We start from the raw sequence: 14162 nt of genomic DNA, 5'->3' as shown, positions 1-14162 counted from the left end.
GTAGATAAAGCCGGGGAACGTTGTTAACGTCAAGTTTTTTAAGGTTAACGAGAGGTTAACGCAAAGAGCGGGGGGCCTCGTAATATCTGCCAAGTAACCCTTCGCGAGGAACTTCATAGTGTCTTCCGCGCTGTTTCAATGCGCGTTTCCAGCGCATGAATCGCCGCTAGATCCTTGATATCAATTGCTTTTTACGGTCCGGTCGCCCTGGCCCTTGCCGATGAAAGTCCCCAGGATGATTTTGAGGTCAAATACCAGTCCGCGGCGCGCGATATACTCGGCATCTTTTCGCGCAAGACGCACCGGATGGCTCATATCAATGCCTTGGATCTGCGCGAATCCCGTGATTCCCGGCAGGATGTCGAGCACACCCCGCTTGGTGCGTTCCGCAACAAGTTCCTCCTGCACCGGTAGACAGGGGCGGGGGCCCACCAGACTGAGTTCCCCTTTGAGGATGTTCCAGACCTGCGGGAGTTCGTCAATCTTGGTCTTCCGCAGAAACGCTCCAATCGGGGTCACCGCGCTTTCTGAAATCTCATGGGTCCCGGCCTGTCGCGTGTCCTTGCCCATGGTGCGGAACTTGTAGCAGGTGAAGACCTTGCCGCCCTTTCCAACACGCTCTTGGGCAAAGATACCCGGACCGGCAGACCCGGTTTTGACCAGGACCCAGACAAGCAGCAACAACCACCAGAAAATGAGGATGACGGCCAGCGCAAAACCGAGGTCGATCAGCTTGCGGCCAAACCTGTAGACAAGGTTCTCGTCCTTGTTGTCCGCCAGCAAAACCGGCTCATCAGAAGCAACCTTCGTCAGATCCTTACCCACGAACGCCGCAATCCGGTCGACATGAACCACCGGCGCGAGAGCCGAGACGACCGCGAATCCGGCTGTTCGCAAGAATCCCGGCAATTTCTTCAAGATCGCAAGCTTGCCGGCAAAATCATCGCCATAAACAGCAGGAAGGTAAAGATTGAACGCATTCAGATCCGCGACCTGCCTAAGCGCCTCAGCTCCTGCCCGTTTGCTGCGGGCATACGGCGTCTCCGGCCCGTCTGGAAGTGCGTGAAAGCTGGAGAAATTGACAAACACCGGCACGTGGGCGGCCTTGGCTTGCGCGGCGAGCTGTTGTGGAAGCTCGGTATTGACCTTGAAGAAGGTCTCTTCGCTCGCATCAGCATCGTTGTTGACAGCTGCGAGGTTCAAAAAGCAGTCCGCCCCAGAAGCCGCCGCCGGCATGTCATCATAACCGGCAAAGCTGACTTGCGGATCTACAGTGTTAGCGCTCGAAGGTGTGCGCCCGATGGCAACGACCTGATGCCCCGCACCCGTTAAACGTCTCACGAGCTGGCGGCCGACAAAACCGGATGCTCCGGTGATCACATACTTCACTTTATCGCCCTTCCGGCCACCTACAGTCCGCTTGCACGTCTATTGCCGCTGCGGTCATTTCGTACTCAGCACGCGATCAGGTATCGCCCTGCGGTGTTTCCAGCCCGTGCCGGCATTTCAGCTCGATCAACCACAAGACGCTGACCAGGCCCACCAGGCACCACCACCAGGCCTGCCAGGCGCCGTGGCTCACCAGCGCCACCGTCCAAACCGCTGCAACGGTTGAGAGTACAGCGGGAAGCAGATCCACGGGCACGGCGCGGAGCGCGCGGAAAAACAGAAAGATCAGCGCCCCAAAGAGCCCCACACCGACCACCCCAAGCTCATACCAGACCTGGATTGCAAAATTGTGCGGGTGGCCCCAGCCCAAAAACGGCGCTGCAATATCCAGGTCTTTGTAATCGACCGCTGCCATATAGCTGGCATCAACGCCGTGGCCAAGGAAGAAGTGGTTGCTGATCAGGCTGGAAAACGCGGTCCAGATGTCCGCCCGGATCCCAACAGAGCCGTAGGGGAGGCGGCTTGCCAGAACATCCGGGATCAGCGACATCACATGCGGCGAGATCACCGGCATCAAGATGAATGTACCGAGCGTCAAAATCCCAAGAAACCAGATGCCCTTGTCTTTCAGGAGCACAAACACTGGCAGCAGCAGAATTGCGGCGATGAACGCCAATTTTGCCGTCTCACTGTCCGACATGAAGGCTGCAACACCGACGGCCAACACCTCTGCCAACCGCAACCCCGGCACTTTTTTCGCCTGCGGCAGGGCGTAAAGCACAAACGGCAGCATCAGGACCAGCGCGACGGCTGCCCGGTTCATCCGGAAGACCTCTGGCGATGCCCCGACGAGGGCACGCACAGGTGTTCCCAAAATCACTTCGGAAACGAGAAACAAAGCCGTCCCGATGATCGCAAGGGGAAAGAGAATGGACCTGATCAACTGTGCGGACGCACAGACTGCCAGCGCCGCGACACAGAGACCAAAAAGCGCCAGATTTCCGGCAAAATGAACCGTTGTCTCGAGGCTCCGCTCGACCGATGTCGACCAGCCAACCGACAGGCCCATGAAAACCACAAGAACTCCAAACAGGAGCGCGGCCGGGCTTCGGCCTGTGCTTATGCCGGACTGCAGCACCGCCTTGAGACCCCGGTCATTCGCCGCGCACAGCAGCAAAAACGCGGCGACCAAAACAAAAATGGGCGTAGCAATGTTGCGCGACAGAACCATCAAAAACGGTGTTGCGAAGATTGTCACAACAACACTATTGAGGTTTAAATATTTGGAAACGTTCATCTATCCGGTTTCAAACTTTGATTAATCGCGCCAGGTAATCCGTAAAACCGGGAAGCCTGTTTTGATTAGCAAAATATGCGGGCCACACCAAGGCAAATTGCATTCTTTCCAGTATGGTGTTAGCCGACGCAGGAGTATCCACGTTGAGTTGCGCACAAACAGCATGAACTTTTTGAACAAAAGACTGATTGCCATTCTCCATGACGCGTTCATGTCTGGACTGGCGCTGTTTGCCGCTCTCGTTGCGCGATACGGCATCGACTATTTGCCACCAGCGCCGACAGTCGCCGCATGGATTGCAATTTTCGTCGCGATCTCAGCTATCGTCTTCAAGTTCATGGGCCTCGGCCGGGGGCTCTGGCGCTTTGCCTCGCTCGCCGATCTCAGGGCAATTGTTGTCGCCTCGCTGATCAGTATCGTGATTTTCGTTCTGGTGCTCTTCTTGATCACCCGTCTGGAAGCCTTGCCGCGGTCCGTGCCTGTCATCACCTGGTTTGTCATGGTGGTGCTGATCGGCGCTCCGCGGCTTGCCTACCGCGCCCACAAGGATGGCGGCCTTGGACGTCTTGGCGGGCTCGGCAAACCGCCGGAAGGCATCAAGCATGTTCTCCTCGCCGGTCATGTGCGCGACGCCGAGCAGGCGATCCGCACGCACCAGCTGGAACGCTCGGGCCTTTACAAGGTCCACGGCCTGATTTGCGCCAATTCCGCCAAGAGCGGACACAGCATCCGCGGCATTCCGATCCTCGGCAATGTGGATGAACTCTCCGATCTCGCAAAGCGGCTGGAGCGCTCCGGCACACCCGTTGAGGCCATCTTGTCCGTCACGCCCCGGCCCCCGGCGGACTTTACCAAGGCTCTGACGCAATCCGCCGCAGATCTTGGCATCCCAGTGAAGCGCGCGACGCCAAGGCCGCTGGATCTCAGCGAGCCGGATTTTTCCGAACTCACCATCGACGATCTGCTCGGCCGCCCGCCGGTCAAGCTCGACACCAGCCGCATGAGCGATCTGATCAGCGCCCGTACCATCCTGGTGACCGGCGCCGGCGGCAGCATCGGGTCCGAGGTCGTCCGCCAGATCCTGAAGTACAATCCGGCCCGACTGGTGCTTCTGGAGAATTCCGAGTTCGCGCTCTACAAGATCGATCAGGAAGTGCATGGCAGGGCACCCGACCTCTCACGCAGCGCTGTGATCGCCGACGTGCGCGACCGCCAGCGGATCTTTGACGTCATCCAGTTTGAGAAACCGGCCATCATCTTCCACGCCGCTGCGCTGAAACACGTGCCGCTGGTCGAAGACAATCCGCTGGAAGCCATCCAGACCAACATCATCGGCACGCGGAACGTCGCAGATGCCGCCGTTGCTGCGAAGTCGGAAGGGTTCGTCCTGATTTCCACGGACAAGGCCGTCAAGCCGACCAGCATCATGGGGGCGACCAAACGGGCCGCGGAAGTCTACTGCCAGGCGCTTGATGTGTCCGGCACCTGCACCCGCTTCATCACCGTGCGCTTTGGCAATGTTCTGGGGTCCAACGGCTCGGTCATTCCGCTCTTCCGTCAGCAGATTGAAGCGGGCGGGCCGGTGACCATTACACACCCGGACATGCGCCGCTATTTCATGACGATTCCGGAAGCCTCCGAACTGGTCCTGCAAGCGGCAGCCTTCAGCGTCGACAACTCCAACCAGCGCGGCCGCATCTACGTCCTCGACATGGGCGAACCGGTCAAGATCACCGATCTTGCCAAGATCCTGATCTCGCTCGCCGGCCTGAAGCCGGAGAAGGACATCGACCTTGCCTTTACCGGCCTTCGGCCCGGCGAAAAGCTGTTCGAGGAGCTGTTTGAGAGCAATGAGGAAAACCTGCCCTCCGGCGCGGATGGCGTGATCGTGGCAACCGCCAACCAGATGGAATTGAAGACGATCACCACCCTAGTCACCGACCTTCAAGGCGCTGCGTCAAACGGCGATGTGCCCTTAAGCGTTGCGCATCTCTCCACCATCGTGCCGACCCTGACCAACGACAAGCTGGAACGCAAACAAGCATAGGTACCCGGCGGACGGACTTGTCGGGAGTGCGTATTGTGAAAGCTATTTTGAGGAAAGCAGGGTCGCCACTTTTTGAGGCGATATGCGGTCAACGTACGGTTGCCGGCAAGGCAGAAACAAAAAAAACATCAGCCATCTGGCCCGTGGGCCAGAATGGCTAAGGAAATGGCCGTCTAACCAATTCTATCAGACGAAATCGACGTAATAGGCAACGCCTTCATCATTGAACTGCGGGAGATTGGTGTTGATGCTCTCGCGTTCTTCCGGGTTTGCGGTATAGACGTGCCCGCCGGTTTCCGTGTTGAAGAACCGGAACAGCTCGGTGTTGGAGCCATTGTCTTCCGCATAAGCGTAGTAGGCAATGCCTTCGTAATTGAGTGACGGGCTGTTTTCGATCAGGTTCAACCGCTCATCCGCGCTCGCTGTATAGAAATGCGTGCCTGAGTCTGTGTTGAAGAACCTGTAGACGGCAATCCCGGTGTCGGCATTGGCATCGGTACTGAAAACGGCACCTTCGAAGCTCATTACCTCATTGTTGGCAATCACATAGTCCTTTTCCTCCGCACTTGCCGTAAAGAAATGCGTGCCGGTTTCGGTGTTGAAGAAGCGGAAGATTTCGGAAGTACCCGTGTCCGTAACCGGATCACAGCTGTAGTCCGCCAATGCAAACAGGCCGTCTTCGAACTTCACAAACTCAACATCTCGCAGAAGATCCCGTTCACCGAAGTCGCCGACAGCAATGAGATCGTTGCAATCATCGACAAAGACATCGTTGACCGACCCTTGGGCATAGTAGATGTCGTTGCCCGCGCCGCCGACCACATAGGAGGCAAGGCCCGTGTCATAGAGTTTGTCGTGGCCGTCTGTTCCAGCTTGCTGGTTCAAGATCCGCAGGCCGCCTTCATTGGGTAGAACAATGATCGTGCCGCCGGTTACGCCATCAAGACCAAGCTGCGTTTCGAACGTTCCGTCGTTATCCAGGTCCATCTCAAGGGTCGACCCGGTGCCGTTGGCTGTCAGCTTGACTTGGTTCGCATGCGAGATGCCGCCGATATCGATTTTCTCGCCGTATTCGTAGTCGGTGATCTTTTCACCAGCGGCGATATCGCCGTCCAAGAACACGAAAGTGTCGTCGCCTTCACCACCCGTCAGCGTATCGGCATCGGCACCTCCGCGCAGCGTATCGTTGCCGGTTCCGCCGTTCAGCGTATCTGCTCCTTCTTCACCGGCCAGGTAGTCATTGTCCGCACCGCCGTTCAAGGTGTCATTGCCAAGGCCGCCATGAAGCTCGTCATCACCGGCATCGCCGTTCAGCGTGTCATTGCCGCGGCCACCGCCGATCAGATCCGGCCCGTCGCCACCATTCAACGTGTCGTCGCCATCACCGCCGATGATCGTGTCGGCTCCGGCTGCGGCAAAGACAACATCATTGCCCGCAAGTGCAAAAATGATGTCGAGACCATCCGTGCCTTCATGGAAGCCGATGTCTTCCAGATCGATCATCGTCGCCTCGGTAACCTCCGGTTCGACATATGTTACGCTGGTTTGTGCGGCCTGTTTGATTTTGATCGTCGTTGTCGGGGTCGTGCAGCAATTGGCATCGACCTGAAGCTGGCCGCGCTTGTCTCCATCAAGAATGATGGTGCGGTCAACAGTCCCGTCTTTGTCGAGGTCAAGCTTGAGCCGTGTCTGATTGTTGGCGGCGTCATATTCAAGCGAGACGTCTCTTGGCCCAAGCCGCACCCCAGTGATATCAATATCTTCTTCGAATTCGTAGTCAGTGATCCGATCACCGTCATCTAACGTGTCACGATTGAAGTTATTTGGATAATCTGTGTGGAAGTAAAATTGATCCTTACCTGCACCGCCTGTCAGTACATCTGCACCACTTGTTCCAGAAACAAAGTCGTCTTCGTCTGTTGGTGTATTTGTGTTCGGCATTTTCTTCTCCTATGTTTGGAATACACTAAGAGAATACACGAATACCGGTATTGTTCTGTGTTTTGGATCACGAATTTACTTTACGGAATATTCGTAGTTTTCGCAGGAGCAATGGCGGTGAATGGATGACTCTCGGCCCTGTTTGCGGCTCATCATCCCGAGCGCAGCAAAGCGGCCGCCCAAAGCTTGGAACATGATACGGCCCACGCTCAGGGCCGGAGAGGCGGGCTGGTAGGAATGGAGGCCATAGGCCGGATTGGCCTCGGCAGTTCACAAGGCCTGGCCAGCCGCGATATGCCGGTTGAGTGGGGCATTCGAAAGGCGTGCCAACCGGAACGGGCTTACGCTCCGGATTGTTCAGACAAGCTGAAGAGACCAAGCGCTGCGACAGTCGCAGCATCTTTGATGTCGCCTGAGCGGATCATGTTGGTGATCTCAGCGCGGGTAAATGCGGCCGTTGCCATATCCTGCTCGGTACTCTCGCGTCTGGCCTCGCCGGACACCAGCCCTTCGGCGAGATAGACGTAAAACCCCTGATTGGAAAAGCCATAGGCTTCGAAGAGATGGCCAAGCTTCGTCAGGGACTTGGCTTTAAAGCCGGTTTCTTCCTCCAGCTCGCCAAGCGCCACCTGTTCAAGATCCGCGCTTTGTACGCTCTCCCAGGAGCCTTGCGGAAACTCCCAATACCGGCCGCCAACCGGGTAGCGGTATTGCTCAACAAGCTGAAACCGGCCATCGTCATGCCGAGGGATGATCAGCGCGAAATCCGGCTTGTCGACAACGCCATAGATGCCCTCCGATCCATCCGGAAACCGCGCCGCGTCCTCGTGAACCTGCATCTACCGGTTCTTGTAGACGGTCTTGCGGCAGAGTTTCTCAGTGTTTCTCATGAGCTGCTTCCTAGCTCATTCAAACGAAATGGCCAAATCGAGAACTGAGTGCTATGCGATATCCACGTACCCCACGATGCCCTCATAATTGTATTGAGACAGCGTGTTTATAATATTGTCTTTTTCAGTCTCGTCTGCGGTGTAGAAATGGGTTCCCGTTTGCGTGTTGAAAAACCGGTACAGGGCGAAGTCGTCTGAATCTGCTGTACTGTGAAGATAATAGGCTATGCCTTCATAGTTAAACTGCGGAAGCGTAGAAATAACTGTGTCCCGCTCAGTCGAGCTTGCAGTAAAGAAATGAGTGCCAGTTTCGGTATTAAAGAACCTGTAAAACTCGACCGCATTTGCATCACTGCTGCTCACACTGCGGTACGCGACACTTTCATAATTGTAAGCGGCGAGATTATCGTTGATTGAAGTCGCTTCGGAATGGTCCGCTGAATAAAAATGTGTCCCTGTCTCGCTGTTGAAAAACCGATACACACCTAAGGCAATACTGGGGATCGAGACGTTCGGCCCGGTCTCTGTCACGTTGAGCACGTAAGTTCCCGGGTCAGTATCTTGTCTATTAAGACCCGCGACCTGGATTACAGCAGCATCTTTGTAGGTTTCATAGAAATCCAGAGGCACACCACCCGATTTTGCTTCGATGTAGTAAACTCCGCTCGTCGAAGGTGTGAAAGAAATACTGGCGTTGTTCCCGGTTCCTGAATCGTCATCAGAACCTCTCGTAGCGGTCCCGTCGGTATCGTAAAGATACAAATATGGATCCAGCAGCGTCCCAGCACCGGTCGAGGAACCGGCGAGATCAAACGTATAGGTGTTCCCAGCGGTAAGGTTTACAGCGAACCAATCAGTGTCGCCTACGAGTTCAAATTTACCGGAGACTGCCGTTCCAATCCAGTCGCCACGTTAGCCTCCCAAAGGTTTGATAACCGAACATCGAAGGCCAAATATATTGGAGTTGGCAACTTTTGTTATTGTGTTGAATGCGTAATGGATACCAATCGCAGATCCAGCTTGGGCTCACACATCAACGTTTCCTGAGTTTCAAATTTGATGGCACTTTGAGTGGCACGAAACTGGCTCGACACCTAGGGTAGTTAAGCCAGATCAACGTAGTAAGCGACGCCCTCATAATTAAGGTGACCCAAAGTTGAAATAATGTTGTCGCGTTCGCTTTCTGATGTCGTGAAAAAATGACTACCGTTCTGCGTATTGAAGAAACGGTATAGTGCAACACCCCCGCCATCGGCCGACGTATGAGCATAGTAGGAGATGCCTTCATCATTCATTGATGGAAGGTTCGCACGAATATTGGCGGCCTCATCGGCACTAGCTGTGTAAAAATGTGTTCCGGTTGCTGTGTTATAAAATCGGTATACTGCTGCTCCACCGTTATCTGCGGTGGCATTGGAATCGAATACGTTTCCTTCATAGTTCATCGCAGAATTATTACTAATGAGGTTGTCTCGCTCCTCGATGCTTGTGGTATAAAAATGATTTCCGATCAGCGTGTTGTAGAAACGATAGACTTCGTAAGGGCTGTTATCTGCATCGGTTACCTCTTCGACGCTTGGAATATTGCCAAGATGGGGAGTAATCGCTAATCGAAAATCCACTTCGCCCGGGAGACCCCCGCTTTCAATAATCTGATCGGTCGTTCCATTGTATTCGTATCCGTACACTTGGACGATCACAGTCTCGCCCGTAAGGTGCCAAACCGCCTCAGAATCCGGAAAAACATCACGTGACCATGTTGCTGCTGACGTGTCGATGTCAGGACTATTGTTTATTAAGTAATCGTATATTTGGGTTACCACAGAGGTTGCCTGAGCCTCATATATCGACGAACTATGCTCTCCACCAGTCATGACTCCCATCATGTCGCCTTCAATTTTTGAGACGCCCTGAACAGGCAAAACAACCAGATAATTGGCATAGTCACCGACGGTACTTGTGGTGAAAGTCGCTCGCACGGATGCCAGTTGATAGGTATCGAACCTGTAGTAGTCGACCGGATCTTCTGTACCAAAGGCGTTTACGTCATCGAATTCCCAAAAATTAATTGAAGATACGACATCAGGTGAGGGATTGCTGGCAAAGGCCAATGTGCCCAGGTCCGTCGCTGTGCCCTGCGAGTCGTTTTTGAAGATCTCAACCATGTCCGCCCCCCAGCAAGTTACGTTATTGTTTCAGATACGAAAATATTGAATTTCTAATCATCAAGATATTTGATAAAATCCTACGATTCCACATTTGGCAAAATATAACGGAATTCAGTATTTGATGTTATTGCCTTTATAACGTAAGGGAATTTCCGTATTTGAGATGATAACAGTGGTGTCCCCCCATTGGGTGGTCCGGATTAATTTTTAGTGCATCGTCGGTCTCTGGTCTATCGGAACGATGCTTTCTGGCGCTGGGGGACGATATCCCAAGGCGCTGTGCGGCCTGACGGTTTTGTAGTGAATGCGCCACTTCTCGATAAGGATTTGTGCCTCTCGTAGGCTGTAGAACAGCTCACCGTTTAACAGCTCGTCCCTGAACCGTGCATTGAAGCTTTCGCAGTACCCGTTCTCCCAGGGCGAACCTGGTTCGATGTAGGCTGTCTTGGCCCCGACGGCGGCGATCCAGTCGCGTACTTTCTCGGCAATAAACTCCGGGCCATAGCACGTCGGGAATACGGGCTGCAGATGGGTTATGGCCTCCTGCGCAGCCCTCACATAGCGCAGCGGGTGGCCATAACCGGTCACAGGTCTCAACAGTGGTTTTACATGAACCACACCGCTGAGGAGACCGGCTATGACCGCCAAACATTCTACCGTTTCGACCTTGCTTGTCGCCATCGACATTTCCAAGCACCGCCACGAGGTGTTGATCGCGATCCCGGGAAAGCGCCGCCGTCGTCGTTTGACAGTCATGAACACGCTGGAAGACTTCCAACGCCTTTGCAAGGCCCTGGCCAGCTATGATCTGCCGGTGCGGATCGGGTTCGAGGCGACCGGCAACTATCACCGGACCTTGGCCCACCATCTGGGCCGAGCCGGATTTGAGCTCAAGCTGGTCTCTTCGATTGGCCTGGCGCGGACGCGCGAGGCGCTGCACAACAGCTGGGACAAGAATGACCCCAAGGACGCCCAGGTTATCTTGCACATGCTGGAGATCGGTGCCGTGCAGTTTTTCCATGACCCGTTGGTGACCGGTACGGCCGACATCCAGGAGCTATCAAAGACCCACGAGATCGTTTCACGTTCGAAGACCGAACTCTGGCACCGCATCTTGACGCATTACCTGCCGCTGTATTTTCCGGAAGTTGACCGCTTTCATCGAAACTCGCGGACGGATTGGTTCTTGGCTTTCCTGGAGAAGTACCCATCGCCACACATGATCACCGCCATGAGCCGGGAGGCCTTCATCGCAGATGCCTGGGCGGTTGTCAGCCGCAAAGTGTCTAAAGAACGCCTGCTTTCAGATATTTACGCTACTGCCGTCGGTTCGGTTGGTCTGCCGGTTCATCCGGACTCTGATGCCGTTCGCATGTTCCGTTTGGTACTGGCCGAGGGGCGCAGCCTGATCCGGCAACGCGATGAGATCGAGGCCCGGGCCGTCAAGCTGCTGTCTGGTCTATCCGACTACCAGTTGCTGACGACCATTCCCGGTATCGGTCCGATCAACGCCATGACCATCCTGGCTGAGGCTGGCGATCTACGTCGTTTTCGCCATCACCAGCAGTTCCTGAAGTTCTGCGGAATGGATCTCGCCACCGTCCAGTCAGGCATGTTCCGCGGCCAAAGCCGAATCTCGAAGTACGGCAACGCCCGGCTGCGACGTACCCTCTGGATGGCCGGCCAAACCGCGGTGCTAAAGAAGACTAACAGCTTCCGCGACAAGTTCGAACGCTACATCTCAAAGGACCGGCACAATGCCCATCTGCGCCGCAAAGCCTACACCGCAATCGCTGCCAAGATGGCGCGCACTGCACACGCCGTAGTCAAGCACGGCGAACCCTATCGTCCCTTCTTCGAGGGGATGAGCCCAGGCGGAAAGACCTCTCTCTGAAGAGCCGTGGAGGCAGCTTGCTGACCTCGTAGATAATGTTCGGGCTTTCTGCTTGGGATCTGGAATCTCGTATTGAGGACGGTGAGAGCCGCCAACAGGCGTACTCTGTGTTTGCTATGGAAGAGATCATTTCTTGACGGCAGAGCCCGTCTGGGCAAACGTAACAGGGCATTCGGAACGCCGGATGCCCCATGACCTGCTGACTAAAGCAGCCAATTCTTTCCGACATAGGACGTTGTCTGATCTGATGTTGGCTGGAACACCTCGAAGGATGAAGAGATCCGTCAGCACATCAATCACGTCGGTGGAGTTCAGCCTTCGCTTCACCCGGATTGCCAGGCACTCTCGGGAATACTCGTCCAGGATGTTCAGAGTCCGGAATGCCTTTCCTTCATTGGTTCGGCAATGCACGAAGTCATAACTCCAGACATGATTGGGATACTCTGGTCGCAACCGGACACATGATCCGTCGTTCAGCCAGAGCCGCCCTCTCTTCGGTTGTTTCATAGGAACTTTCAGCCCCTCTCGTCGCCAAAGTCGCTCAACACGCTTGTCATTCACATGCCAACCGGCCTCTCTGAGCAAAGCAGCAATCCGACGGTAGCCGTAACGGCCATACTGGCGGGTCAGCTCAATCATATCCGCCACAAGACGTTCTTCGTCAGCGCGCCCTGCTGGACGTTTCCTCTGCGTGGATCGGTGCTGACCCAAAACACGACAGGTTCGACGCTCTGACACGCCGAGATGTTGGCGGATATGATCGATGCAGGCGCGACGACGGGCGGGGCTCAGAAGTTTCCCTTTGCGGCCTCTGACAAGATCAGCTTGTCTAGGGTCAGGTCAGAGACCGCCTTGCGCAGCCGCTCGTTCTCTTTCTGAAGGCGTTTGAGTTCTTTCAGTTGGTCGGTTCCCATCCCACCATACTGCTTGCGCCACCGATAGAACGTCTGCTGCGTCACGCCGATCTGTCGAACCGCTTCGGCAATCGTTGCGCCTTGTCCTTGCAGCACTTCAACTTGCCGAAGCTTCGATACAATCTCTTCCGGCTTCTCTCTTTTCCCAGCCATCGCTGATCCTCCAATTTGTGGGATAATCTATCCCAGTTGGTGGACCACTTTCAGGGGGCTAATCCAACAGTGTTTTGGAAACCACTTTGAATGTCCCGTTAAGACAGCGAGACAAACACCATTTCACTTCGACTGCCCGGCAGGTCGACAAGGCTCTGAATGTAACCTCATCAGCTTCGCTGCAAACGGAAAGAACTTGCGAATAGTTCTATCTAAATTTCCGGATTAGACACTGTATTTTTGTCATTGACAAGAAAATCATTAAGGCTTTGAGACAGGTCAACGCGATTGTTTCACATTTATGAATATTGTCCTCCAAAATGATGGAGGAGCCAATGGTTGAGATATTCAAAAACGATACAAAAGCCACCGCGACAGATTTGGGCACTCTGGCATTTGCCAGTAACCTTCCGACGGATGTTATCGCCAAGACAAATATTTGGGAATTTGATCATGTTTTCAGCGTGATAGATCCGCCAATCAGCGGCGATATCTACGATTACTACAGCTTCGATCCCTATCAACTCGCTTCAGTTAGAGTCAACTTCACTGCAAACTCCACGGGCGATTACGCGAACCTCATAACTGTGATACCTGTTCAAGGTGTCTCAAAGATTGACGGCCGCCTCAGTGGCGTCTGGACCGGTGGTGAGCATGTTAACTCTCCGTACGAGATCGCCGGTGAGACTTTCATTGACAACAATCTCGACGTCTTCAAGGCGGCTAATCCTCAGATTGATACGACAGCGCTTTCTTGGGGCCGTGACGAGTTTCCAGATTCCGAAGCAATTTGGTACCTGACTGGAGAAACCGTCATTCTTGAGGTTACAGGGTTCGAATTCGACGGCACAACAGATCAAATTATTGCCAATGGAAACAACCCTGAGCAGGTGGATTATCGCTTAGCCATAAATCCCCATGTCGGTGCCATCCCAGATGTTACACTACCAGATGACACCCCAGATGCGGATAACAGCCCCTATGAAATTTATCGCTTTTTCAACACGCTAAATGGGTCTCATTTTTTCACGACAAGCCAGGCAGAACGTGACTCGATAATTACGAATACACCGACCATGTCTTATGAAGGCAATGTTTTCGATTCAAATGCGACGGCAGCAAATGGTGGCTCGGCGGTCTATCGGTTTTTCAACAGCGTCACCGGCACCCACTTTTACACGGCGAATGCCGACGAAGCTGCTAACATCTCCGCAAACCTTCCAGAATTTATCGATGAAGGTATCGTTTACTATGCTCACTCATCTTCAGATAGTGGCGGCACAGCTCTCTACCGATTTTACAACACTGCAAATGGCAGTCATTTTTTTACAACATCAGGCACCGAGCGTGACGAGATAATTAATACCCTAGGCCACTACAACTATGAAGGCGTCGCATTTTACGTCGACATAGCGTGACCATAACCCTAAAGGTCGGCTTCTGACCGACACGCCTTAACAGTGCCGTTG

The 14162-nt window shown here is 54.2% G+C and carries 9 protein-coding genes and 2 pseudogenes; 3 read left to right on the top strand and 8 right to left on the bottom strand.

Going from position 1 to position 14162, the window contains the following annotated elements:
* Positions 1–180 precede the first annotated feature (180 nt).
* Together RBB44_RS23995 and RBB44_RS23990 are read right to left on the bottom strand one after the other, a co-directional pair.
* On the bottom strand, positions 181–1389 hold the full coding sequence (locus RBB44_RS23995; protein WP_306150214.1) for a hybrid nucleoside-diphosphate sugar epimerase/sugar transferase: 1209 nt from the start codon (positions 1387–1389) through the stop codon (positions 181–183).
* A gap of 76 nt (positions 1390–1465) precedes the next feature.
* The gene (locus RBB44_RS23990) at positions 1466–2686 is read right to left on the bottom strand and encodes an O-antigen ligase (protein ID WP_306150213.1); all 1221 of its coding nucleotides are present in this window, start codon (positions 2684–2686) and stop codon (positions 1466–1468) included.
* Positions 2687–2849: 163 nt separating this feature from the next.
* Between RBB44_RS23990 and RBB44_RS23985 the strand changes: the two genes are divergently transcribed.
* Complete coding sequence (locus RBB44_RS23985) at positions 2850–4733, top strand: nucleoside-diphosphate sugar epimerase/dehydratase (protein WP_306150212.1); 1884 nt, start codon at positions 2850–2852, stop codon at positions 4731–4733.
* 186 nt (positions 4734–4919) lie between these two features.
* Here RBB44_RS23985 and RBB44_RS23980 read toward each other — a convergent pair whose 3' ends face one another.
* From RBB44_RS23980 to RBB44_RS23960, 5 genes and pseudogenes are all read right to left on the bottom strand, one after another.
* Positions 4920–6674, bottom strand: coding sequence for a hypothetical protein (locus RBB44_RS23980; RefSeq protein ID WP_306150211.1), 1755 nt, complete (start codon positions 6672–6674; stop codon positions 4920–4922).
* 341 nt (positions 6675–7015) lie between these two features.
* On the bottom strand, positions 7016–7513 hold the full coding sequence (locus tag RBB44_RS23975; RefSeq protein ID WP_306150210.1) for an NUDIX hydrolase: 498 nt from the start codon (positions 7511–7513) through the stop codon (positions 7016–7018).
* A 102-nt stretch (positions 7514–7615) separates the two neighbouring features.
* The gene (locus RBB44_RS23970) at positions 7616–8464 is read right to left on the bottom strand and encodes a pre-peptidase C-terminal domain-containing protein (protein ID WP_306150262.1); all 849 of its coding nucleotides are present in this window, start codon (positions 8462–8464) and stop codon (positions 7616–7618) included.
* 203 nt (positions 8465–8667) lie between these two features.
* Entirely contained in the window at positions 8668–9729 is a 1062-nt protein-coding gene (locus RBB44_RS23965) for a hypothetical protein (RefSeq protein ID WP_306150209.1), read from the bottom strand.
* Between the two features lie 210 nt (positions 9730–9939).
* Positions 9940–10233: pseudogene (locus RBB44_RS23960) on the bottom strand (transposase); the annotation flags it as partial.
* Positions 10234–10369: 136 nt separating this feature from the next.
* Here RBB44_RS23960 and RBB44_RS23955 point away from each other — a divergent pair.
* Positions 10370–11626 (top strand): IS110 family transposase, encoded by a 1257-nt coding sequence (locus RBB44_RS23955; RefSeq protein WP_306150208.1) that lies wholly within the window; start codon positions 10370–10372, stop codon positions 11624–11626.
* Between the two features lie 189 nt (positions 11627–11815).
* On the opposite strand, the pseudogene RBB44_RS23950 reads toward RBB44_RS23955, so the two are convergent.
* Positions 11816–12693, bottom strand: a pseudogene (locus RBB44_RS23950) (IS3 family transposase); the annotation flags it as partial.
* Positions 12694–13028: 335 nt separating this feature from the next.
* Here RBB44_RS23950 and RBB44_RS23945 point away from each other — a divergent pair.
* Positions 13029–14111, top strand: coding sequence for a hypothetical protein (locus RBB44_RS23945; RefSeq protein ID WP_306150207.1), 1083 nt, complete (start codon positions 13029–13031; stop codon positions 14109–14111).
* Positions 14112–14162 lie beyond the last annotated feature (51 nt).

Source organism: Roseibium sp. MMSF_3247, assembly GCF_030733765.1.
In the GTDB taxonomy this organism is placed as follows: Bacteria; Pseudomonadota; Alphaproteobacteria; order Rhizobiales; family Stappiaceae; genus Roseibium.
Note: the sequence above shows the minus strand (reverse complement) of the source record. Positions and strands in the feature narration are given on the sequence as shown.

Bases quoted from the DNA above. Each gene is read 5' to 3' on its own strand.
- RBB44_RS23945 (WP_306150207.1), top strand. From the start codon at position 13,029: ATGGTTGAGATATTCAAAAACGATACAAAAGCCACCGCGACAGATTTG.
- RBB44_RS23975 (WP_306150210.1), bottom strand. From the start codon at position 7,513: ATGCAGGTTCACGAGGACGCGGCGCGGTTTCCGGATGGATCGGAGGGC.
- RBB44_RS23955 (WP_306150208.1), top strand. From the start codon at position 10,370: ATGACCGCCAAACATTCTACCGTTTCGACCTTGCTTGTCGCCATCGAC.
- RBB44_RS23990 (WP_306150213.1), bottom strand. From the start codon at position 2,686: ATGAACGTTTCCAAATATTTAAACCTCAATAGTGTTGTTGTGACAATC.
- RBB44_RS23980 (WP_306150211.1), bottom strand. From the start codon at position 6,674: ATGCCGAACACAAATACACCAACAGACGAAGACGACTTTGTTTCTGGA.
- RBB44_RS23985 (WP_306150212.1), top strand. From the start codon at position 2,850: ATGAACTTTTTGAACAAAAGACTGATTGCCATTCTCCATGACGCGTTC.
- RBB44_RS23965 (WP_306150209.1), bottom strand. From the start codon at position 9,729: ATGGTTGAGATCTTCAAAAACGACTCGCAGGGCACAGCGACGGACCTG.